This window comes from Alicyclobacillus macrosporangiidus CPP55, from assembly GCF_000702485.1.
Taxonomy (GTDB): domain Bacteria; phylum Bacillota; class Bacilli; order Alicyclobacillales; family Alicyclobacillaceae; genus Alicyclobacillus_H; species Alicyclobacillus_H macrosporangiidus_B.
On sequence record NZ_JNIL01000001.1, the window covers coordinates 1,445,295 to 1,468,001 of the forward strand.

At 65.6% G+C, this 22,707-nt stretch carries 21 protein-coding genes; 10 read left to right on the forward strand and 11 right to left on the reverse strand.

The window, feature by feature from the left end; translation table 11 throughout:
- The first annotated feature begins 53 nt into the window (after nucleotides 1-53).
- The 3 genes from N687_RS0107430 to N687_RS0107440 all read left to right on the forward strand — a co-directional run bounded on the left by N687_RS0107430 (nucleotide 54) and on the right by N687_RS0107440 (nucleotide 3,087).
- Nucleotides 54-1,490: an aldehyde dehydrogenase family protein gene (locus N687_RS0107430; RefSeq protein WP_029421254.1), complete on the forward strand. Its 1,437-nt coding sequence runs from the start codon at nucleotides 54-56 to the stop codon at nucleotides 1,488-1,490.
- Between the two features lie 73 nt (nucleotides 1,491-1,563).
- Entirely contained in the window at nucleotides 1,564-2,466 is a 903-nt protein-coding gene (locus tag N687_RS0107435) for a fumarylacetoacetate hydrolase family protein (RefSeq protein ID WP_051663034.1), read from the forward strand.
- 180 nt (nucleotides 2,467-2,646) lie between these two features.
- Nucleotides 2,647-3,087: a DinB family protein gene (locus N687_RS0107440; RefSeq protein ID WP_029421256.1), complete on the forward strand. Its 441-nt coding sequence runs from the start codon at nucleotides 2,647-2,649 to the stop codon at nucleotides 3,085-3,087.
- A 104-nt stretch (nucleotides 3,088-3,191) separates the two neighbouring features.
- Here the strand turns inward: N687_RS0107440 and N687_RS0107445 are convergent, their stop codons facing one another.
- The 4 genes from N687_RS0107445 to N687_RS0107460 form a co-directional block, all read right to left on the reverse strand.
- Nucleotides 3,192-4,385 (reverse strand): iron-containing alcohol dehydrogenase, encoded by a 1,194-nt coding sequence (locus tag N687_RS0107445; RefSeq protein ID WP_029421257.1) that lies wholly within the window; start codon nucleotides 4,383-4,385, stop codon nucleotides 3,192-3,194.
- Between the two features lie 119 nt (nucleotides 4,386-4,504).
- The gene (locus N687_RS0107450; protein WP_035462099.1) at nucleotides 4,505-5,329 is read right to left on the reverse strand and encodes a DNA adenine methylase; all 825 of its coding nucleotides are present in this window, start codon (nucleotides 5,327-5,329) and stop codon (nucleotides 4,505-4,507) included.
- Nucleotides 5,330-5,512: 183 nt separating this feature from the next.
- On the reverse strand, nucleotides 5,513-6,052 hold the full coding sequence (locus N687_RS0107455; protein WP_029421259.1) for a DoxX family membrane protein: 540 nt from the start codon (nucleotides 6,050-6,052) through the stop codon (nucleotides 5,513-5,515).
- 290 nt (nucleotides 6,053-6,342) lie between these two features.
- Entirely contained in the window at nucleotides 6,343-7,569 is a 1,227-nt protein-coding gene (locus N687_RS0107460; protein ID WP_081841224.1) for a prolyl oligopeptidase family serine peptidase, read from the reverse strand.
- Between the two features lie 255 nt (nucleotides 7,570-7,824).
- Between N687_RS0107460 and N687_RS0107465 the strand changes: the two genes are divergently transcribed.
- Nucleotides 7,825-8,028 (forward strand): helix-turn-helix transcriptional regulator, encoded by a 204-nt coding sequence (locus N687_RS0107465; RefSeq protein WP_029421261.1) that lies wholly within the window; start codon nucleotides 7,825-7,827, stop codon nucleotides 8,026-8,028.
- Nucleotides 8,029-8,031: 3 nt separating this feature from the next.
- Here the strand turns inward: N687_RS0107465 and N687_RS0107470 are convergent, their stop codons facing one another.
- Both N687_RS0107470 and N687_RS0107475 read right to left on the reverse strand, forming a co-directional pair.
- On the reverse strand, nucleotides 8,032-9,024 hold the full coding sequence (locus N687_RS0107470; RefSeq protein WP_029421262.1) for a lipoate--protein ligase: 993 nt from the start codon (nucleotides 9,022-9,024) through the stop codon (nucleotides 8,032-8,034).
- Nucleotides 9,025-9,029: 5 nt separating this feature from the next.
- Nucleotides 9,030-9,803: a Cof-type HAD-IIB family hydrolase gene (locus N687_RS0107475; RefSeq protein ID WP_029421263.1), complete on the reverse strand. Its 774-nt coding sequence runs from the start codon at nucleotides 9,801-9,803 to the stop codon at nucleotides 9,030-9,032.
- Between the two features lie 147 nt (nucleotides 9,804-9,950).
- Here N687_RS0107475 and N687_RS0107480 point away from each other — a divergent pair, with 147 nt between their 5' ends.
- Nucleotides 9,951-10,655: a tetratricopeptide repeat protein gene (locus tag N687_RS0107480; protein ID WP_029421264.1), complete on the forward strand. Its 705-nt coding sequence runs from the start codon at nucleotides 9,951-9,953 to the stop codon at nucleotides 10,653-10,655.
- Between the two features lie 29 nt (nucleotides 10,656-10,684).
- Here N687_RS0107480 and N687_RS0107485 read toward each other — a convergent pair whose 3' ends face one another.
- Together N687_RS0107485 and N687_RS0107490 are read right to left on the reverse strand one after the other, a co-directional pair.
- A complete protein-coding gene (locus N687_RS0107485; RefSeq protein ID WP_029421265.1) occupies nucleotides 10,685-11,431 on the reverse strand; it encodes an ABC transporter permease in 747 nt (248 codons plus the stop codon).
- Nucleotides 11,428-12,255, reverse strand: a complete 828-nt coding sequence (locus N687_RS0107490) for an ABC transporter ATP-binding protein (protein WP_081841225.1) — start codon at nucleotides 12,253-12,255, stop codon at nucleotides 11,428-11,430. Before N687_RS0107490 ends, N687_RS0107485 begins: the two co-directional genes overlap by 4 nt.
- 159 nt (nucleotides 12,256-12,414) lie before the next feature.
- Between N687_RS0107490 and N687_RS0107495 the strand changes: the two genes are divergently transcribed.
- Entirely contained in the window at nucleotides 12,415-12,999 is a 585-nt protein-coding gene (locus N687_RS0107495) for a phosphatidylglycerophosphatase A (protein WP_051663035.1), read from the forward strand.
- A 64-nt stretch (nucleotides 13,000-13,063) separates the two neighbouring features.
- On the opposite strand, the gene N687_RS0107500 is transcribed toward N687_RS0107495, so the two are convergent.
- The 3 genes from N687_RS0107500 to N687_RS0107510 all read right to left on the reverse strand — a co-directional run bounded on the left by N687_RS0107500 (nucleotide 13,064) and on the right by N687_RS0107510 (nucleotide 17,436).
- On the reverse strand, nucleotides 13,064-14,047 hold the full coding sequence (locus tag N687_RS0107500; protein ID WP_029421268.1) for an NAD(P)H-dependent flavin oxidoreductase: 984 nt from the start codon (nucleotides 14,045-14,047) through the stop codon (nucleotides 13,064-13,066).
- A gap of 125 nt (nucleotides 14,048-14,172) precedes the next feature.
- The gene (locus N687_RS0107505) at nucleotides 14,173-15,114 is read right to left on the reverse strand and encodes a U32 family peptidase (RefSeq protein ID WP_029421269.1); all 942 of its coding nucleotides are present in this window, start codon (nucleotides 15,112-15,114) and stop codon (nucleotides 14,173-14,175) included.
- Nucleotides 15,115-15,240: 126 nt separating this feature from the next.
- Nucleotides 15,241-17,436 (reverse strand): dihydroxy-acid dehydratase, encoded by a 2,196-nt coding sequence (locus N687_RS0107510; protein WP_029421270.1) that lies wholly within the window; start codon nucleotides 17,434-17,436, stop codon nucleotides 15,241-15,243.
- An 840-nt stretch (nucleotides 17,437-18,276) separates the two neighbouring features.
- Here N687_RS0107510 and N687_RS0107515 point away from each other — a divergent pair.
- From N687_RS0107515 to N687_RS0107530, 4 genes are all read left to right on the forward strand, one after another.
- Entirely contained in the window at nucleotides 18,277-19,479 is a 1,203-nt protein-coding gene (locus N687_RS0107515) for a branched-chain amino acid ABC transporter substrate-binding protein (RefSeq protein ID WP_029421271.1), read from the forward strand.
- Between the two features lie 118 nt (nucleotides 19,480-19,597).
- Nucleotides 19,598-20,563 (forward strand): branched-chain amino acid ABC transporter permease, encoded by a 966-nt coding sequence (locus N687_RS0107520; protein ID WP_029421272.1) that lies wholly within the window; start codon nucleotides 19,598-19,600, stop codon nucleotides 20,561-20,563.
- A gap of 3 nt (nucleotides 20,564-20,566) precedes the next feature.
- On the forward strand, nucleotides 20,567-21,928 hold the full coding sequence (locus N687_RS0107525) for a branched-chain amino acid ABC transporter permease (RefSeq protein WP_231493427.1): 1,362 nt from the start codon (nucleotides 20,567-20,569) through the stop codon (nucleotides 21,926-21,928).
- Nucleotides 21,925-22,701: an ABC transporter ATP-binding protein gene (locus tag N687_RS0107530; protein ID WP_029421274.1), complete on the forward strand. Its 777-nt coding sequence runs from the start codon at nucleotides 21,925-21,927 to the stop codon at nucleotides 22,699-22,701. The genes N687_RS0107525 and N687_RS0107530 overlap by 4 nt, the downstream gene beginning before the upstream one ends.
- Nucleotides 22,702-22,707: the final 6 nt, after the last annotated feature.

Here is a 22,707-nt window from a genome sequence, read left to right on the forward strand (position 1 = left end):
TCACACGTTCCGGCCCGATGACATTTGGCATTTTGACTTGGAGGGATGTCATGATGGAGAGCCGCAACTGGATCGGTGGCGAGTGGTCCACCCCGAATGGCGGAGAGATGACCGTATACAATCCGTCGGACACGAAGCAGGAGATCGGCGTCCTGCACCTGTCGGAAGTGGACGATGTGCTGCAGGCGGGCGAAGCCGCCCGGCGCGCGCTGCCGGGTTGGGCTGGGCTGACCGGGGCGCAGCGCGGCGAACACCTGTACCGCTTGGCCGCGGCGCTCGAGGCGCACGCTGACGAGGTGGCCACCTTGGCCTCGTCTGAGATGGGCAAACCCATCAGCGAGATGCGCGGCGAGGTGACCCGCGGCATCCATCTGCTGCGCTACTACGCGGCGGAGGGCGTGCGGGCCATCGGCCAGGTGATCCCTTCCACCCAGCCGCAGGTGCTGCAGTACACCAAGCGCGTGCCGCTCGGCGTGGTCGGCATCATCACGCCGTGGAACTTCCCGGTGGCCATCCCGATTTGGAAAATCGCCCCAGCCCTCATCTGTGGCAACACCATCGTCTGGAAACCGGCGGAGACCGCGTCCTTGACGGCCACCCGCCTCGTGGAGCTGTTCGCGGAAGCGGGCCTGCCGGGCGGCGTGTTGAACCTGGTGATCGGCAAGGGGCGCACCGTCGGCAACGCCCTGCTCGAGCAGGTGGAGCTGGACGGCGTGAGCTTCACCGGATCGACCGCAACCGGCAAACACGTGGCGGCCGTCTGCGCGTCGCGCAACATCAAGTACCAGACGGAGATGGGCGGCAAGAACGCGGCGATTGTCCTCGCCGACGCCGACTTCAAGACCACCGTCCCGGCACTGCTCAGCGGCGCGTTCCGCTCCGCCGGCCAGAAGTGCACGGCGACGAGCCGCATCATCGTGGAGAAATCGGTGTATGACCAGCTGGCCGCCGCCCTGCGTGACGCAGTGAAGGACCTGTATGTGGGACACGCCCTCGATCCGAAGTCGTACCTCGGCCCGGTGGCGTCCAAAGACCAGTTTGAGACGGTGTCTTCCTACGTGCGGATGGCCGAGCAGGCGGAGGTCGTCGCCCGGGGCACGGCCCAGGTCGATCCGGCGAGCGGCCACTACGTGCTGCCGACCGTCGTCTCCGGCGTCGACGTGGATCACCCGCTCATCCAGGAGGAGATCTTCGGCCCCGTCGCAGCCCTGCTGCCCGCGCGCGACGTGGACGAGGCCATCGAACTGTGCAATAAGACCGTCTACGGTTTGAGCGCCGCCATCTTCACGCAAGACCTGTCCAAGGCCATCCGCTTCCTCGAAGAGGCTGAGGCGGGTATGGTTCGCGTCAACCTGGAGACCGCGGGCGTCGAATACCAGGCGCCGTTCGGCGGCATGAAGTGGTCGAGCTCGCACACCCGCGAACAGGGCCAGGCCGCGCTCGACTTCTACAGCCAGGTCAAGACCTGCGCCGTCTACTACGGCGGTTGATCCCGCGGGTGCAGCGGCGGCCCCGCCGTCCTGCTGCACCCTTTTCATTCTGTACCGAGGAGGACACACCCTGATGATTCGCACCGTTCGCTATTGGGATCCTCAAACGCACGCTGTGCACCTCGGCCTCCTGCAGGAGGGACAGGTTTACAGCATCACCCGCCGCGTCCCCGCCTTCACCGATCCGCTGCCGGTGTGGTACGCGCTCAGGGCGCTGGGCCTGTCTGTGGAAGAGGGATTCGCGCGCCTGGCCGACGGTGCGCAGCCGGTGGCGTCCTACGAGGAACTGGCGGCCCAGTCCGCACTGCTGCCGCCGGTGGACGCCCGGGAGGTCTGGGCGGCCGGCGTCACCTACGAGCGCAGCCGGCAAGCGCGCAATGCGGAGACAAAGCTCCAGGACAGCGTGTACGATCGCGTCTACGAGGCCGCGCGCCCGGAGATCTTCTTCAAGGCGACGCGCGAGCGCGTGATCGCCCCCGGACAGCCCCTCGGCCTGCGATCCGACTCCTCCTGGATGGTGCCGGAGCCGGAGCTGTCCCTCGTCCTCACCGCGGCCGGGGACATCGTGGGCTGGACACTGGGGGACGACCTCAGCTCCCGCGACATCGAAGGCGAGAATCCGCTCTACCTGCCGCAGGCCAAGGTGTTCTCGCGCAGCTGCTCCTTTGGGCCGGTCCTGCTCTGGAACACCGGCGCCGAGAACCCGGCCCAGTGGACCCTGACGCTGACCATCCGGCGCGGCGGCCACATCGCCTTCCAGGGCTCCGTTTCGCTGCAGCAGCTGCGCCGCCCGTTCGAGGAGCTGGTCGCGTACCTGCGGCGCGACAACCCTGTGCCGGACGGCACCGTCCTCATGACCGGCACAGGAATTGTCCCGCCGGACGAGTTCACCCTGCAGCCAGGGGACACGGTCGATATCGAGCTGCCCGAGATCGGCGTGCTCCGCAACCCCATCGCGGCCCCGCTCGGAAACTGACACCCGCTGGTCCGGCCCGCCCTGGGCTGGACCGCTTTTTTTATCTGCGGCCTGCCACGGCGGCCTGCTGGCGCCCTGCAGGGTGGCCCGCCCACCACGGCCATGCGGTATAACCGCGTCCATGCATTATAATGGAGGCAGGCATCGCATGCAGGTACATATTCGAGGGAGGGGTAGCAGATGATCCCGGAAGTGGCGGATCTGTTCTCGCTGTGGAAGCTGGTGCACGCGTCGGTCGACAAGATGATCGCCGATCTCACGGACGAGCAGCTCACGAAAAAGCCGGAGGGCAACAACGCCATCGCGGCGGTCTTGGAACACACCGCCTTGGTGGAGCGCAAGTTCCTCTCGGCCCTCGCCGGCCAGGTGGAGGACATCGACGTGCAGGCGCCGTTCAAAGCTTCGTCCTGGGATGCGGCCAAGGCCAAGGGGCTGTGGAACGATGTCCTCTCGTACGGCGAGCAGGTGCTCTCCGGGCTCACGGCGGAACAGCTCTCGCAACCCGGACTCAAGCTCGGCGTCGGCGAACTGAACAAACGCCAGCTGCTCGCCTACATGATCGGGCACACCGCCCATCACCGCGGCCAGATCCCGATTTTGAAGCGGCTAATCCAGGCCTGACCCAGGTAGGCCGATCCCGGACTGTGACCAAAATCAGGGGCACCGCGGTCGCCGGCCATCCGGCGCTGCGGTGCCCTCTTTCTTCACGTGAGTTCACTCCGCTCCTATGCCTTCACCTCAGCCGAGAAGTCGTAATCGTACGCCACTTGGTACAGGGCCTCAATCTCCTCAGCGCTGGGCACCCGCGGGTTGTTCCCCGGGCTGCCGCTGGCGATGGCGTCACGGGCCATCTTCGCCACCACCTCGTCGAACGCCGTCTTGTCGATGCCCCATCCGCGCAGGTTGGGAATGTTCAGGTCCCGGCACAGACGTTTCACGTCGGCGACCAGCGCCACCGCTGCGTCCCGGTCGGCCACATTCGCCAAGGCCGGGTTCACCACGCGGGCGATCACGGCCAATCGCTCGACGGCGGCATCCAGCGTATACTCCAGCACGGCGGGTAACAGCATCGCGTTCGAGACCCCGTGCGGGACGTGGAACACCGCCCCGATGGGGCGCGACATGCCGTGAACCAGGCACACGGACGCGTTCGAGAAGGCCGCCCCGGCCTGCATCGCCGCCACGGCCATCCGCTCGCGCGCCTCCACATCCTGCCCGTCCTGGTAGGCCCGCAGCAGGTGTTTGACAATGGCGTCGATCGCGGTGAGTGCCAGGGTATCGGTCATGGGCTGCGCCCGGCGTGAGATGTACGCCTCGATGGCGTGGCAGAGGGCGTCCACCCCGGTCGCGGCCGTCACGCTGGGCGGCGAGGACAGGGTCAGCAGCGGATCGACCACGGCGACTGCCGGCAGGAACGCCGGGTGTTTGATCATCATCTTGATGTCCTCGGCCGTGTTCGTGATCACCGTCACATCCGTCACCTCGGACCCGGTCCCGGCCGTGGTGGGGATGGCGATCACGGGGATCGGCGCATTCGGGATCGGCGTCCGGCCGCCCATGTAGTCGCCGACGTAACCCCCGTTGGTGGCGACGACGGCGACCGCCTTGGCGGTGTCAATGCAGCTTCCCCCGCCGATGGCCACGAGGAGATCGCACCCTTCCTCCCGAAGCACCGCCAGCGCCTCGGCGACGTACGTGTCCGTCGGCTCGGTGTCGACGCGCGCGTACACCACGCTCGTCACGCCGGCGTCGCTCAGGATGGCCTGGCAGCGCGCCACATTGCCCAGCTTCTCCATGACGCTGTCGCTCACTACAAGCGCTTTCTTGCCGCGCACGGCAGCCTCCGCGCCGGCCTTCTGAAACGCGTCCCGCCCGTAGTGCACCACCTGCGGCAACCGAAACGTGGCAAATGAGTTCACCCGGTTCTCCTCCTCTCTTCCCTATGAATCAGAATAATGCAAACCGGCCCGGATTTCACCCGGATGTCGCCCTCCACGCCTGGAGCTGCGAGGCCACGTCCTCCGCGCACAGGAGGCTTTCACAATCCCTTGTACGCGAGCATCTCCCGGGCCGGACGCCGGTCCCCCGTGCAGCTGATGCGGCGCGGCGCGTCGATGAACACCATACGGAAGCCGAGGGAACGATAGAGATGGACGATTCGGTCGGTGGCCTGGTTGGACGCGACGACGGGGCCGTCGAGCGCCGCCAGCCACTCCGCGAGGCGAACCTGATCCGCCCACGTGAACCCGCCCGCCGAATACTGGCGGAACTCGACGTCGTAGGGGGGGTCGGCGTAGACGAAGTCGCCCGGCTGCACCGCCATCGCCGTGAAATCCCCGCTCGTGAACGTCCACTCCGCGAACACCTGCTGGTACTCGTCGAATGTCCGGCGGTACCCGATGGTCTTGTAGCGCCCGAACGGCACGTTGAACAACCCGTCGCGATTGAACCGGCACAGCCCGTTGTACCCCGTGCGATTGAGATAATAGAAGAGGGACGCGGCCTCCGCGCTGTCCTGCCGCCCTTCGGCGATGAGTTCGTTGAACCGCGCCCGGTGCCGGTAGTACAGGTCTGCGTCGTTCTCCATCTCGATGTCGATCCGCAGGCCGCGCCGCACCCAGTCGTGGAAGTGCACCACATGTTCGTTGATGTCGTTGAGCAGCGCCCGCTCTGGCCGCAAGCCCAACGTCACCGCCAAACTGCCGCAGAACGGCTCCACCAGCCGGCCATCGGGGCGCGCCTCGCGATAGCGGTCCCACAGCGGCATCAGGTGCGGGACCAACCACCGCTTGCCACCCGCCCACTTGAGAATGGGCTTCAGCACCGGTGCCGCCTGGGTGATCGGACGCGCTGTCTTTGCCAATCTCTTCCCTCCCCGCAGGCGTGTCCCGACAGGTGGGCGAACCTGCCAAGGCCATGGGGATATTCTATCAAACCCGCGTTGGGATGATCACATGAAAGGCGGGCCCGCCGGGGCCCGCCCGCTTTCTCCGAGCCACTCACCCGGAGATCCCGCTCATCCAACGCAGATCCTCTGCCACCCACGTCAACCGGCGACCTTGCCCCCGCCGCCCGTTGGCGATGCGCTCACCTCGATGTGGAACAGCTTCCGCATGTACTTGCGAACCCACGGGATCACCCAGTAGTCGCCGCCGATGCGCCCAGCGTTGAACCCGGCCACAATGATGAAGATGCTGATCAGCACGTCCCACGGGTTGCTCGACACCGTCCCTGCGAACATGTAAGAGAAATTCATCACCATTCCGAAGAACACTGCGGCCGTCGTGAGGACCCCGAGCACGAGACCCAGTCCGACGAGGAACTCGCCCGTCGACACCAGGAAGTTGAACAGACCGACGTGGGGCAGCGCGAACGATTTAAGAAACGCGTTGTAAGTCGGATACAACACCTCTTTGTCGGGACCGACCACCGGATGCGCCACCGCGTTCTTCAAAAACTTCTCCGCGCTGAAACCCCCGGTCAACTTCTCCCAACCAGCCGTCAACCACTGCCACCCCAGGTACACCCGCAACACCGTCAGGATCCAACTCGCGTACTTGTTCTCGCGAAGCCAGGTGGTGAACATACCGCCTCACTCCTTTTCCCGAAGGACGGGGAGGATGTTTCTTACAGCTTCATCATCCTCAATCCCTCGGGACGGAAGAAGCGCAATTCGGCGCATTTTTCGATCACATCCTGGACTGATTCGTTGTGACTATGATCGCTCCATCGGTGACAGTACAACTGGATGGTCCCACCGGGCCTCCATTTCAGGTCCTCAGCACCCCAGTCCCGCCCACATATCGATCACGTCCAGCCGCAGAAGACCATGCCCCTCTGCAACACTTTCACCCTCAGGGCGATTTTGCCGAGCCATCACGGTTGCCACGGGCCGCGGCCTCGAGCCAGCGTATACAGCGGCCCGCTCCAGAATGCCTCAGGGCGCCGGTACAAACCGGATTCCGGCGGGGCGACGCCCTCCTCCACCCATCGTTCCAAATGATACAGTGCCGCTTCGTAATACGGCTGCACCGGCTGCTGGACACCGCGATCCCCGCGCAGCATCCCGTCCACGTGGTTGCCCGCCTCCACCTCGTACAGCCGGTGCAGGTGCCCGCAGCCCTGCGCCCGGACCAGGTCGCGGTAGGCCGCCGCGTGGTGGCGAAACGGGATCAAGCAATCCCAGTTGCCCGCCACCGACAGAAGGGGCTTGCCGGGCCGCCCGGTGTTGGCGATCCCCGCCACGCGCCGCGCCAGGATATCCATCCGCGCCCGCCACGGGTAGTCCGCGATAGGCGACGGATCGCGCAGCCAGTCGTTCGACCACTCGGCGGCGAAGGGGGCCCAGCCGGGATCGAGATTGCGGCCGTACAGCCACAGCGACACCACCCAATAGGCGAGAAAGTACTGATGCCAGTACGGCTCCGATGCGGGGTGAAGCCCCGCCTCAAGCATCCGCTCGCGCGCCTTCGCCCGCTCCGCCGGTGTGCGGTCACCGCGCCAGTTCTGGTACACCGGGTAGTCCGCGACCCACACCGGGAGAGCCGTCATCAGGTGGCGCGCCTCCGGGTGCCAGTACACGCCTTCCCACTCGACGCCCCCGTCGTACAGATCCGGGTGCGCCTCCAGCATCCGCCGCGTCACGTACCCGCCGTTGCTGACGCCCGAGATGTACACGCGCCCCGGCGCCCGTCCGTAGTGACGGGACGCTACGTCCACCGCGAACTCGGTCAGCGCCCGGTGGACGGGCACCCATTCCGCCATCGATCGCGCGGGATCCCGCAACACCAGCCCAGGCGTGGCCTTGTCACAGGCGGCGAAGGCGTAGCCGCGCTGGATTGCGATGTCCCCGAGCAACAGGTCCAGCGAGCGTTCACCGCGCACCGCGGGCGTCGCGCCGATCATCATCTTGCCGTTCCACCGCTCCGGCGCGGGCAGGCGCAGCAGCGCGCGGGCACCTGCCACCTCGCCCGTCCAGACGCTCCCGGGGACGGGCCCGTCGATGCGCGGGTTGTCATACACCAGCGGTTCCGCGTCCGGATGCACCCCGAGGCCCCGTGTGGTCAGGTCTGGAACGTCTTGAAGTCGGATGGTTTCCGCCATGGGCTGTGTCCCCTCCAGTGAAGGTATACGCACATTATGTAAAGCATCCTTGACAAACCCGTCGTGGAGCCATATCCTCATTGTAAAGTAAACTTTACAAGCCGTCACCTTTTCCTTCCTCGGCACGGTCGTCCTCACGTTGACGTACGGTTTTCTCGAACAGGCTGGACTTCCTCACATCCCGATCCTGTTTGTGCCATTGCTCATGTGCGCCCTGTGGGGAATCGGGGCAGGGGTGGCGAGCCGCAAGTACCGATGAAAAACCGGATTCGTGAATTGCGCCAGGAACGGTCGTGGTCTCAACAGGCGTTGGCCGAGGCGCTCGGGGAGTCCCGGCAGACCGTGCACGCGTTGGAGTCCGGCAAATACGACCCCAGCCTGCCGTTGGCCTTCCGCATTGCAAAGGTGTTCGGTTTGCGAATCGAAGACATCTTTGAACCCGACGATGACCATTTGTGACCTTCAATACAACAACCGCTGCAGCTCCGCGTGCTCCAGCGGCCCGAAATACGCCCGCAGGTCCACGTCTGCCAAGGCCGCCGCCAGGTCGTCCGGGTCATACCGGCACCCCAACAGCCGCTGTTCGATCTCGCTGACGTCCCGTTCCCCGAAAAAGTCGCCGTACATCCGGCACTGTTCGATGCGCCCCCGCTCCACATACAGACGCACGTCCAGCAGCCCCACCCCCGGGATGTACCGCGTGCGCCGCACGTTGAACGGGGGCGACTGGCCGTACACCCAGTCCCAATTCCGGTACCGCCGTTCGGCCAGATCCCGCACGGCCTGCCAGTCCGCCTCCGTCAACCGGTACTCCGGGATCTCCGGCAGCCCGTCGAAGATTCGCTCGAGGAGCACCTGCTTGAACTCGCGGATATCCATGTCCCGCCGGAGGTACGGCCGGATGTTGGTGACCCGGCTGCGCACCGACTTCACGCCCTTCGATTCCATCTTCTCCGGGTGCACCCGCAGGGCCTTTTCCACGTTGTCCAGGTTGACGTCGAACAGCAGCGTCCCGTGGCTGAACATCCGGCCTCGAGTCGCAAACTGGGCGTTGCCGGAGACCTTCTTGCCATCCACCAGGATGTCGTTGCGCCCGGACAGCTCCGCGGGGACACCGAGATCGCGCAGGGCCCGGATGACAGGCTCCGTGAACTTGCGATAATTGTGGAAGCTGTTTGCGTCGTGCTTCGTGATGAAACTGAAGCTGAGATCCCCCTCGTCGTTGTATACGGCCCCGCCCCCGGACAGGCGGCGCGTCACCACGACCCCGTGCGCGCGCACGTACTCCGCGTTGATCTCCTCCAGCGTGTTCTGGTTCTTCCCGACAATGACCGTCGGGTGCATCGAATAAAACAAGAGATACGTCTCCTCGATGTCGAGCGTCGTCAGCGTGTACTCTTCCAGGGCGAGATTGAGCGTCCCGTCCATCACGTCTTGGTTGTCGATATAGCGCATCGATCTCACCTCCCAGGGTGCCGATCCGGCCCGGCGCTCCGCTCCGCCAAGATGCGTTCGATCACGCGGGCCACCCCGTGCGCCTCGCACCCTTCCGCGATCCAGTCGGCCTCCGCCTTGACCGCGGGCTGGGCGTTGCCCATCGCGACGCCGAGGCCCGCCCAGCGGATCATCGGGACGTCGTTGAGGCTATCACCCACCGCGACCACCTGATCCGGCCGGATGGCGAGGCGCTCGCACACCGTCGCCAATCCCGCGGCTTTCGTCACGCCCTTCGGGTTGACCTCGATATTGAACGGGTTGGAATTGGACAGTTCAAACCGCTCCGCCTGCTCCAGCGTACGCCACAGGCTGGCCAGAGCGGTCTCGTCTTCGGTGTAAAAGCCAAACTTCAACCAGATCCGGTTCTCGAGGTCATCGGGCAACGGATCGTCGCTGAGGATGCCCTCCGGTGTGGTCGCCCAGTAGTGGGCGCCGTGCGACACCGCCAGTTGGTACAGCCAACGGATATCCTCGGGCCGGTGTGCGCGGCGCATCACCAATTCGCCGCCAGGCGTCCACACCTCGCCTCCATTGACCGTCACCACCGGTGCCGTCATCCCCAGTTCCCGGGCGAGATCCTGCACCAAGCCGCCGTAACGCCGGCCTGTGGCGAAGGTCACCTGCACCCCGGCCTCAATGGCCTGCCGGATGGCCCGCCGGTTCTCCGGCGAGATGTCGAGGCCCAGATCGAGGCTGGTGCCGTCCATGTCCAGTGCAATCAACCGCCAATCGACCATCGTCTCCCCTCCCTGCGCCCCGTTCCCAGTATACCGGTTCGGCCGTCGGCCTGGCCAATGGTGCGGAGCCCGATGACCGAGGACCGGGAGGGTTTTCTCGTGATATGATGGAGAAAATCGTGGCAGCTTCCTCAAGGGGGCGAGGGTGTGTTCAAGCTTGCGGTGGGGTTTTTCCTGTGGCGGTGGCTCACGGTGATCCTGGGGAATCCGCTGGTGGCGATCCTGGTGCTCATCGCGGTGTACTACCTGATTGACCGGCGCTACATCGGCCTCCTGCCCAACCTCGGGCGGCCCTTCTCCCGCTGGCGCCGGGCGAGTGAGCTGCGGCGCCAGCTCGATCTCAATCCCCACGACGCCGACGCGCGCCACGAACTCGCCCGGATCTACCTGGCACAGCACCGCCACCAGGCGTGTATCGCACTGCTCCAACAGCTCCCGGACTCCCTTCGGAACTCCCCCGATGTCCTGTACGAGGAAGGCCTCTGCCGAATCGGCTTGGGCGAGCCGCAGGCAGGCGAAGGGCTCATCCGCCAGGCCGTGCACCAGCAGCCGAACCTGTTCTACGGCGAACCGTACCTGCGGCTCGCCAGCCTGCACGCCGTGGACCATCCCGAGCAGGCCCTCGCCGACCTGCGCCTGGCGCAACAGTACAACCAGTCCTCCTGCGAGGCGTGGTACCGCCTGGCTACCCTGTACCGGCGGCTCGGCGACCATGAGCAGGCCCAGCGGGCGCTGCATCAGTGCATCCACACGTACCGCGCCCTGCCCGCATTTCGCCGCCGGCAGGAGCGCCGTTGGTTCGTGCTGGCCCGGCTGTCCACGCTCGGGCGCGCCCTCGTGCCAAAACGCTGACGCCAGGGTGCATCAAAACCAACCCGCCGTCACACCACCGGCTGCTGGTGTTCATTGAACAGCCGGCCGTACGTCAAGGCGCCGAGGACCATCGTCGTGATGGCGGCCGAGGCGATGAGGGCGAACACAATCAGGAGTTGGTACCGCACCGCCTGAATCGGGTCGGCCCCGGCGATGATCTGCCCGGTCATCATCCCGGGCAGCTGCACCAGGCCCATGGTCTTCGTGCTGTCGATGGTCGGAATCATGCTCGCCTTGACGGCCGCTTTGACCACCGCCCGCGACGCCTGCCGCGGCGTCGCGCCGAGGCAGAGCAGCACCGTCATCTCGTCCCGGCGCGCCTGCGCCTCCCCGCGCAGGCGATTGAGGAACAGCGCCGAGGCGACCATGGCGTTGCCGATGATCATGCCGCTGATGGGGATGACGTACGCGGGCTTCGGCGGGATGACGCGGGCGGCCAGGAGAAACCCCTGGGTGGCGATCTCGGTGGCCATCACGGCCACCCACACGCGCCAAAAACGCCCGGCCAAGCCCTGGCCGCGGCGGCTGGCGTTGTCCGCGGCCACGACCGACATCAGCAGCACCATGGCTGCCGTGAGGGCCGCGTGATCGACATGGAAGACGAATTTCAACACATACCCGATGGCCAGCAATTGCACGGTCGCCCGCACGGCCGCGACGACCATATCCTTTTCCAACCCCAGCCGCTGCCAGATGGACAACGCCAACGCGGCGGCGACAAACGCCAGGGTCATCGCCAGCGCCCACAGGCTCATCGGCCCGCATCCCCTTCCGCATCCGTCTGGCCGAGATCCACGTGGCCGAGCAGGAACCGGCGGCCCCACTCGGTCTGGGGACCGTCAAACAACGCGGCGGTCGGGCCCTGCTCCACCACGCGTCCGTCCACGACGAGCCACGTCTCGTCGCCGATTCGGCGCGCCTGAGCGAGGTCGTGCGTGACCCACAGCACCGTCAGGCCGCGCTCGCGGACCTGGCGGACGACCAACTCCTCCACCGCGGCGGCCGACGACCGGTCCAGGGCGGACGTCGCCTCGTCGAGCAACAGGATGTCCGGCCGGTTGGCCAAATTGCGGGCGAGGGCAATTCGCTGTTTCTGCCCACCGGACAGCTCGGCCGCTGGACGCTGCATTAGGTCCTCGGGCAGTCCCACGAGGTCAAGCAGCGCCCGCCCGTCCGGTTCCGGCTCGCCGTGAAGCCGCGCCGCGGCGGCCAGGTTGTCGTACACGGTGCCCGGGAGCATCACCGGCTGCTGCATCACCAGGCCGACCCGCCGGCGGAGGGCCCGCAGGGGCCACTGGCGCACCTCCCGCTCCCACACGAAGACCTCGCCCGCATCCGGGGTCTGCATCAGGTTGCACAGAGCGAGCAGGGTGCTCTTGCCGGCGCCGGAAGGCCCCACGACGGTGACAATGGTCCCGGCCCGCACAGCGCCTCGCACATCTTGCAACAGGGTTCTGTCCCGCCCGTCCGCACGCACCCGCCGGGTCACATCGACAAAGCGCAGGGCGAACCGGGAGGCCGAATGAGGTGTGTCCAGCGTGATCGCCCCCTCATCGAACTGGTCTATGGATTCTAGCATAGCCCGCCCCCTGGACGGCGAGCAAACCCTGGATGGATTTCCCGCACGGAACACTCGCGAAACTTGTGGCAATATTGTAAGGAGACCGTCTGCCTGCCGGGCGTCCCTTCCGGGCGCTGCGTGACGACGGGCGCCTGTAAGGTCAAAGGGGGAACACACATGCCGTCTTCCATCCGCAGTCAGCAGTTGCACCAAGCGACGCTCAAGGCTCTGGAGGAACGAGGAGTGCACATCCGGGATATCGCCGAGATCGTGTACTTTCTGCAGCGCGACTACGTCCCCGGGCTGACGCCCGAGATGTGCGTGCCGCACGTGGAAAAGGTGTTGAAAAAGCGCGAGGTGCAGCACGCCATCCTGACGGGCGTTGAGCTGGACAAACTCGCGGAGCGTGGCGTCTTGTCCTGGCCGCTGCAGCAAGTGATTGAGACGGACGAAAGCCTGTACGGCATCGATGAGATATTGGCGCTGTCCATCCTGAACATCTATGGCAGCATCGGCTACACGAACTACGGTTACATCGATAAGGTCAAGCACGGCATCCTCCACCGGCTGAACGACAAGTCTGCCGGCGAGGTGCACACCTTCCTGGACGATCTCGTCGCCGCCGTCGCCGCCGCGGCCGCCAGCCGCATCGCGCATCACCACCGGGCGATCGAGGAGAGCGGAGACGCCGGGGACGAGGCGGCCTTCGAAGACCCGGTCACACAGACGGCGGCCAGCGACCCGGACGGGCAGCCGGAGTGACGCCCGCGCGGGGGCGCGGGGGTGTTCACCAGCGGAACGGATCGTCCTCAGGCTCGGGGTGCCGTCACAAAGACGGCCGATGGATGGCGTTGACGCGGGAGAGGCACGCCTCGGCGTACAACACCATGCGCCGGACGATCTCTCCGGCGGGCTCCACGTCATGAATCAAATCGATCCCCTCGCCGGCCCACACCACGGCGGTGTCGAAATCTCCGGCGGCCACGGCCGCTTGGTACGCGGGACGAACCTCGTCCAACTTCGCGCGCAGTTCGTCCTCGCGCCCGTTCCACTCTTCGTAGAGGCGGTTGCGCAGCGCCCGCCCCGGGTACCGCTCGGGCCAACCGGTGTCGCGCACAATGTCGAACACCCGGGTGCGCACCGTGTCGTCTCCGCCGGACATCACGAGGCGCGCCTTCGCGGCCGGGTGGCCGAGCGCCTCGGCGGCCGCGTAGAAACGGGTTCCGACCAGCACTCCCGCGGCCCCGAACGCCAGCGCCGCCACCAGGCCCCTCCCGTCCGCCACGGCGCCGGCGGCGAGCACCGGGATCGACGGCGCCACATCCACCACCGCCGGCACCAGGCTGAAGGTCCCGCGCATGCTGTCGCCGTGGCCGCCCGCCTCCTGCCCTTGTGCGACCAACACGTCCGCCCCCGCGTCCCGCGCCCGCGCCGCCTCGCGCACGCTGGTCACCTGGCAGATGAGCCGCGCGCCCGCCGCGTGAATGGTATCCACCCACGGGCACGGGTCGCCGCAGGACAGAAACACCGCAGCCGGCCGGTGTTCCAACGCGGCATCCAGGGCCTTGGGGTTTTTCTCCAGGGCCCAGGTCAAAAACCCGATCCCCCACGGCCGGCCCGTCTTTCGCTTGACCTTCTCAATTTCCGGAAGGAATTGCTCCTCCTTGGCGTAGCCGCCCGCCACGATGCCGAATCCGCCCGCCTCTGACACGGCCGCCGCCAACTCCCCGCCCGCCACACCCGCCATCGGCGCGAGCGCGATGGGCAGGCTGACCCCCAGGCGCTGAGTGAACGCCGTCGTCCATGGCATCCCTGACACCTCCATCCCTGTGCGAAGCGCTCGGCACATCTCCGGTCGCCCGCTCCCGCACACGCTCGATCCGAATCAAACCGGCGGCGCGCTCCGCACCGCCGTCACTCCGACGACTATCTATCTTACCGCACCACCGGCACCGCCAAGTCCTCGCACCGCTCGCCCGGCTTGCTCATGACGACACCCGGGCAGTACCGCTCAATCAATTCCTGCCCAATCCGCGCCCGGCGCACGCGCTCGCGGCCCAGCTTCACCGCCAGGTCCTCCAGGTGCCCGCCCGACGGGTAGATGTTCGGCGCATTCCGCAACCCGAACTTGATGTACACCGGGCTCGTCAGCGGAATGAGATCCGGGATCTCGTAGTAGCGCACGAACCCGCCCACGTCGTCCGGCACCTCCACGTAGATGTCGAGCGGAACCGACGTCGCCGCCCGCACCGCAGCGAGTTGGGCCAGGTTGAGATCCGTGCCCACGTTGATGGTGTCCGCCCCGTACCGCTCCAGGAGCATCGCCGTCGCCGGGTTCGCCACGCCGATCATCACCGACACCTTGTACTTCATGTCGGCCGGGAGATCGCCCCGCCGGCGCATCTCGCCCAGCACCCACAGCAGGCCGTCGTCCGCCACCAGCACGCTGCGGATGCCAAGCGCATACGCCCGCTTGACCTCCTCCACCGACTGCACAATCTGTTCCGCCCCGAGGGTTCGGCTCCTGACGATGCCGCCCGAGTCCGATTTTGCCAGCGGACTCAGGTGCCACCCCGCGCGCGGCCCGATGAACAGGCTCACCTCGATGCCCGCCTCTGCGCCGAGCTTGGCCATCTCCCGGATCTCCTCGTCGGTCATCAGGAGCACGCCGCTGCCCTGCGACACCCGGTGGACCCGCACATCGAGCCGCTCCGCCTCCTCCAGCACCGCCCGCAACACCTTGGGGCCTTCGCAGCTCGGGATCTCCACCCGCACCTGCGCCCCGTCCGCAAATCGCTTCGAACTCGGGCCGAGGTCCACCCCGTCCCGTTCCGGCAAACCCAGCCGCTTCAAAGCAGCTCGCGTTTCATCGTACATCACCCTCGTCCTCCTCCTGGTTGTCTTCATAGGGTGCCATCGATCCCGCTCGGTATCGTCCGATCCATCGCGCCGGCGGCCCGGACCCGTCCCATGCTCCGGCCCCGAGCCGCCCCGCTGCTCACCTCACGCCTTCGACACCGCCGCCTCCGGCTGCCCCGCCTCGCCAGCCTGCTCCGTGTACCAGACCGCTTCATCCCAGACCGCCTGCGGCACCACCCCGTGCGCCGCGTCCGTGCAGTGCGACAGACGGTTGCTCGCAGCCACCTGGTGCTGACGCTGCACCAGCCGCCGCTTGCGCGCCGCCGCCAGGTCCTCGCGATCCGCTCGCCACCCGTCCCCGGCCGGGACGACGCGGCCCGTCCGCAAAGCGGCGGGATCGAGCAGGTCGATGCGCTTGCGCCGGAAGCCGAGCTGCACCACGTCTCCGTCACGCAGGTACAGGATCCCGCCGCCGTGCAGCGCCTCCGGCGTCACATGGCCGATGGCCGCCCCGTACGTGACCCCCGAGTAGCGCCCGTCGCTGAGCAGCACCGTCAGCTTCTGCAATTGCCGGTTCGCGTTGATGTGCTGCATCGGCGTGAACATCTCCGGCATGCCGAACGCCTCCGGGCCCTGGCCGCCGACGATGACGGCCACCTTCAGCAGCCGCTCGGAAATCATCCGGTCAAACAGCGCATCGTAGTCCCCCTCGGGCTCGCCCGGCCCGCCGTTCAACCGGTAGATCTGGCGCAGCACTGCCTCGTCCACCAGGCGCGCCTCCCGCCAGCGGTCCGTCAGGTTCACGTCGAGCAGATTTTGGTTGGCCTCCTCCTCGTTCTCGTAGTAGACGACCACCGCAAGCTTCTCGTCGAACTCGTCGAGCTGCTCCGTCGGCATGCCGCTGATCTTCACCACGGCCGACTCGAAGAAGTTGCTGCGCAGCACGTCCACGCCGCTGAATGGGCGGCGCGGATTGGATAGAATGATGGGATTGTCCTTGACGTTGTCCGCTGCCAGGCCCTTCTTGTCGGCCAGCCGTTCGCGCCAGGTGGTCCCCGTGACCGTCGGCGCGTCGAGGTCCATCGGGACGCCGTTTCGCACCAGCTCGTACATCAAGGTCTCCATGCCGCGCGAGTACCCCGCCGAGCACTGCAAGGCCAGCTGGAAGATGTCCCGCCCCTGCGTCAGGCTGTAATCGAACAGATCCGGCACCGGGTGCTCCTTGAGGACCCGCTCGATGTCGTACACGCTGTACGGCACGCCGGCGTACACCATCGCCGCCACCAGATGCATCATGAGGTTCGTCGATCCCCCGGCCGCACTGTGGAACCGGATGGCGTTGCGGATGTTTTTCTTCACCAGCTCCGACACGCTGAACTCCGGCTTGTTCAAGAGGCCGATGTAATCCCTGACCACCTTGTCGATCTGCTCGTACGTCGGCGGCACCGTCAGGAGCTCCACTTCCGGGTGCGCCAACCCCAGCCCCGCCGTCATGTCGCGGGAGCTGTTGCCCGTGCCGTGGAAGGCGCAGATGCCGCCATCCGGGTGGCAGGTGTTGACCGCCAACACCTGTTCGTACAGCTTGTGCTGCTCGTGCGTGATGACCCCCTTCGCCACCGCCCGCACGAACACGCCCTGGAACGCCGTGTTGGACGAGCACTGGAGGATGTACGACATCGCGTCGCGCAGATCCATCCCGATGTCCTCATGCCCCATCTCCTCCGCCCGCCGGGCCACCTGCTCCAGCTCCGCCCGCAGCTTCTTGGGAATGGTCCCCCCGCGCAGCACGTGCACCGGCGCGAACGTCGCCCACACCGGCGCCTCGCCGCGCAGCCGCCGCAGCACGTCCAGGTGCGCCAGCGCGCACACCACCGCCAGCGGCTGCTTGTCACAACTCTGTACCACGAACGCCCCGTGGTAACTCTGCGCTTCCAGGTGATTGACCACCATCTGGGCGATGGCGTTGCGGCTCTGCAGCGAGTAGCTCATGCCCATCGTGTTCTGCGCCGTCCCGTCACACAAAACCGGCGTCGCGCAGTAGAACGGCACCGCCCCGTGCTGCCACAGGGACATCGCCGCCCGCAGCACCGTCCACAGGTCCATGACGTGGGCCGGGTGGTCCCACGATCCGCCGATGATGGCGACGCGCGGCGCGTTGTTCTCGAGGCGGGTGAAGATCTCGTCGAGCGTCCACGTCACCGGCAGATGCGCCACTTCGGCGCCCAAGATCTGCCGCGCCTTGTCCAGGAGCCCCGCCACCGTGATGGGCTCGTTTGCTTTCCCCTGCACATTCCACTGATACGGATTGACGGGGCTTTCGATCCGCAATCGTTCGGACACGAAGGTCACTTCCTTATCTGATGTACTCACAGGAGGGCCTGGCGGCGCCAAGCCGGCCCGGAAGTCCAAGGCACAATTGCGCGGGCGTGCCGATCACCCCGTTGCACGCGGTGCAAATTGAAACGCACGATCCAGCCACCGGCGTTCCAGAATCTCGCCGATGGATTCCGGGGGCCACGTGCCAGCCCTCTCACACGAACGTCTGCGAGAGTTGACTCATGCAAAAATCGTGCCATCATCGCAGAATTCTGCATGATCCAAAGCGCATTCGATATGTCATAAAACATAACACACCAAACATAAATTCTACACTGTTCGCGGAAATTCTCGCCACTACCTCATCTATACCTTACATATTTCTACCGCCACCTGTTTGTTTTACACGAAATATTCGCGTCACGGATGAAATAAAACTTGACTTATATTGTTTGATAGGTATAATTCGTCGCATAGTGAACCTCATTTTCAACTGTTTCGAGAACTCCCGCCAGACGAGAGAGAGGTCAGCTTGCCTGACCAGCCCGTGCTCCGGTGGCTGCCGGAAGGGGGTGAGGGTAAACCCAATTGTCGGCGAGATGAAGTACGAATCATCCAAATCATCATTTAAATCGTCATATTCTGTTCGGCTATCGATACCCAGGTCGTCGTAGTCTGGGTCATCGGCGCCTGGCTCGACGTCGATGGCCCGCCTTCGATGCGGACATCGCCATCGACGGAGCTGTCGAATCGAGACGAAAACCCGCTCGGAGAAAACCACTCGATAGCATCCAAACGGGATGCCACGGACTATCATCCGGGTGGGGACACGAAAAGGGAGGTCGTGATGTGAAACGGAATCGGATGATCTCTTGGTTTGCCGTGGCCTCGGCCGCACTCTTGGTCTCCGCCTGCGGGGCGGGCGGCGGTGGAGGCGCGGGGAATAACGCCAGCGGCGGAGGCGGAGGGGGCGGCGGCAACGTCATCAAGATCGCCACACAGTCGCCGCTGTCCGGATCGAACGCCACCCTCGGCGAAGCCATCAAGCTCGGCGCCCAGCTGGCCGTCGAGGACAAGCAGGATGAGTTCAAGAAGCTCGGCTTCACGCTGGAGTTGGTGCCGTACGACGACCAGGGCGATCCGAAAAAAGGCGTCGCCAACGCCCAGATGATTGCGTCCGACCAGGACATCCTGGGCGTGGTCGGCCACCTGAACTCCGGCGTCGCCATCCCGTCTTCAGAAGTGTACGAGAAATATGCCATTCCGATGGTCTCTCCGGCCAACACCGCCACGCAGGTGACCGACCGCGGGTTGAAGACGGTCAACCGCATCTGCGCTCGCGACGATTTCCAGGGTCCGGCCGGCGCTCAGTACGCCGTGCAGCAGCTCGGAGCCAAGAAGATCTTCGTCATTCAGGACAAGACCGCGTACGGCCAGGGCTTGGCGGACGCCTTCAAGGATGCTGCGCAGAAACTGGGCGCGCAGATTGTCGGCTATGAGGGCATCACCGTCGGTGAGAAGGACTTCAACGGCGTGCTCAACAACGCCAAAGCCGCCAAGCCTGACCTCATCTACTTCGGCGGCCTGTACGCCGAGGGCGGCCTCATTGTCCAGCAGGCCCGCGCGAAGGGGCTGAACATCCCCATCATGGGCGGTGACGGCCTCGACTCCTCGACAATGGTTCAAATCGCCGGCTCGGCCATCACCAACACCTATTACACGTCAGTCGCCGCGGACGTCACCAAAACCGACGCCGGCAAGCAGTGGGCCGAACGCTATCAGCAGAAGTTCGGCAAGCCCGTCGAGTCGTACTCCGCGTACGGCTACGACTGCGCGCAGGTCCTCCTCAAGGGCATTGAGAACGCCATACAGGCCAACGGCGGCAAGAAACCGACCCGCGAACAGGTGCGCGACGCCGTCCGTTCCATCCAGGACTTCCAGGGCATCGTGACCAAGGTCGGATTCGACAACAAGGGTGACAACAAGTACGCGAACGTGTACGTGTACAAGTTCGAAGGCACCAAGTACCCGGGCACCCAGGTCGCCGCCATGTCGAAGCAGTCGTAATTCCGGCGCATCCCTGTCCCATCGAATGCCGAAACAGCCCAGGTGAAGGGCCGAGGGCTCGTCTCCCGGCCCTTCACCCGCGGCCGGTGGTCCCAAATACAGAATCGAACGTGGAGGGATGCGGGTGATAGCGCAAACCTTGCAGAGCTTGCCGCAGGTCCTGGTGGACGGGGTCACCCTGGGCGCGGTGTACGCGACCGTCGCCCTCGGCTACACCATGGTATACGGCATCTTGGAACTGATCAACTTCGCACACGGCGAGATCTTCATGAGCGGCGCCTTCATCGGTACCGCCATCCTGCTGGTGTTGAACGGGGCTGGCTGGCTCGCGCATCTGCCGAAACTGCTGGTCCTCCTGTTGACGATGCTGGTGGCGATGGCCCTAACGGGGCTGCTCGGCATGGGCATCGAACGCGTCGCCTACCGCCCGCTCCGCAATGCCCCGCGGCTCATCCCGCTCATCTCCGCCATCGGCGTGTCGTTCGTGCTGCAGGATGTCGTCCGCTTCATCGCCGAGTGGCGCACCGGGAACTACATCGTCACCGGCGTCACCCTCTACGGCTCGGAGGTGAACTTCGGGTCCGTCACCGTCAAGTCCAACGCCCTGTTCGTCCTCGGAGCAGCCGTAGTGATGATGGCCGGTCTCGATCTGTTCGTGCGCAAGACCAAGTGGGGCACGGCGATGCGGGCGGTCGCACAGGACAAGGATACTGCGGCGCTGATGTCCATCAACGTCAACCGCGTGATCGCCCTGACGTTCTTCATGGGCTCCGCCCTCGGGGGAGCCACGGGAGTCCTGTTCGCGCAGCAGTACGGCACCATCGATCCGTACATCGGCTTCATCCTCGGCCTCAAGGCGTTCACCGCAGCGGTGCTCGGCGGCATCGGCAACATCCGCGGGGCGATGTTCGGCGGGTTCGTGATCGGCATCCTCGAGATGTTCGCGTCGGCCGAGTTGGGGCCCCTGACCGGTGGGGTGCTGGGTGCGGAGTACAAGGACGTGTTCGCCTTCCTCATCCTCATCGCGGTCCTGTTGTTCAAACCGGAAGGTCTGTTTGGACAGGCCGTAAAGGAGAAGGTGTGAGAGATGAAGGACCGGATGCCTCGACTTCGCGCATTCCTTCGCGACCCGCGCGCACAGGCGGTGCTGTTGGCGGCGTACACTGCCCTTTCGGCCGCAGGACTCGCCTTTGCTGGCCTGTCCATCCTCTGGTTCCTGCTGCTGCTCGTGTCCCTGTTGCTGCTGTACTACAGCGATCTCCCGCGCAGGGTGAAATGGGTTTGGGCCGGCGTGGTCGTCGCCGTCCTGTTGCCGGTGTGCGCGTCCAATGGATCGTCCTACGAATCGTTCATGGAAGTCGCCACGCAGATGGGCATCTACGTTGCGATGGCAGTAGGTCTCAACGTCGTCGTCGGCTTCGCCGGGCTGCTCGACCTCGGGTTCATCGCCTTCTTCGCCCTCGGGGCGTACACGTACGCCATCTTCTTCTCCGACCAGGCCAACCACGTCATCGCCGGCCATCACTTCCCGCTCTCCGGCGATCTGTTCTGGCTGTGCCTGCCCGTGGGCCTGTTTGTGGCCGCCCTGTTCGGCGTGCTGCTCGGCCTGCCGGTGCTCCGGGTCAAGGGAGACTACCTGGCCATCGTGACCCTCGGCTTCGGTGAGATCATCCGCATCATCTTCAACAACCTCGACAAGCCGGTCAACATCACCAACGGCGCCATCGGGATCTCGTCGGTGCAGGCACCCCGCTTCTTCGGCATCTCGCTGTCCTTCCCGCACCAGTTTTACTACCTGGTGCTGGTGCTGTTGGCGATCGTCCTGTACGCCGTCCAGCGGCTCGAGCACTCCCGCGTCGGGCGCGCCTGGAAGGCGGTGCGTGAAGATGAAATCGCCGCGCAGGCGATGGGCGTTCCCCTGGTGCGCACGAAACTGGTCGCCTTCGCCGTCGGCGCCAGCTTCTCCGGCCTCATGGGCGTCGTGTTCGCCGCGAAGCAGGCGTTCATCGACCCGACCAGCTTCACCATGCTCGAATCCATCACCATCCTCGTGATGGTCATCCTCGGCGGTATGGGCAGTCTGCCCGGCGTCGTCGTGGGGGCGTGCCTCGTCACCCTCCTGAACATCCAGCTGATGCCGGAGCTGACCAACTGGCTGAACACCCTGACGACGGCCGGCGTGATCAATTTCCCGTCCGCCCTGTCGCCGGCCAAGATGCAGCGCCTGATCTTCGGCATCATCCTGATCCTGTTCGCCGTGTTCCGGCCGCAGGGCATGATCCCCGCCAAGACCCGGCGCTACGACGACGCGGTTCTATCGCGTTTGGCGGCCGAGTGGCGAGAGACCGCCAGCGGCGTTCGGCGAGACGGCGGCCGCCCGACAGCACCCGGCTACACCTCCGGCCACGCCGCAGGACAAGAAGGGGCAAAGGAGGGGGCATCCCTTTGAACGTGCTCGAGGTCAGCGGTGTTCACAAGCAATTCGGGGGCCTCGTCGCCCTCGACGACGTCAACTTCCAGGTGCGCAAGGGTTCGGTGACGGCCGTGATCGGCCCCAACGGCGCGGGCAAGACAACCTTCTTCAACCTCATCACCGGAGTCTATCAACCCGACCGGGGCGACATCCGCTTGGAGGGCAAGCCGCTTGTCGGCCTCCGCCCCGACCAGGTGACGATGCTCGGGATCGCGCGCACGTTCCAGAACATCCGCTTGTTCGCGGATCTCCCGGTCCTCGACAACGTGCTCGTCGCCATGCACGGGCGGCTGTCGGCGCGCATCCCCGGCATTCTGCTCGGCCGCCGGCAGATCCGCCAGGAGGAGCGGCGGGCCATCGGCGAGGCGTACTGGCTGCTCGAATACATGGGGCTCGCGCCGTACGCGAACGAGATCGCGAAGAACTTGCCCTATGGGACCCAGCGCCGCCTGGAGATCGCCCGGGCGCTGGCGACCCATCCGAAGCTGCTGCTGCTCGATGAGCCGGCGGCTGGCATGAGCCCGCGCGAGACCCGCGAGCTGACCGAGATGATTCACCGGCTGCGGGAGGATTTCGGCCTGACAGTGGTGCTCATCGAGCACGACATGAAACTGGTCATGAACATCTCCGAGCACATCCTGGTGCTCGACTACGGCCGGGCCATCGCGGAAGGCCCGCCGGAGGAGATCCGGAATAACCCCCGCGTCATCGAGGCGTACCTCGGCCGCGGCGCCGTTTCCGGCGCCTGAGAGAAG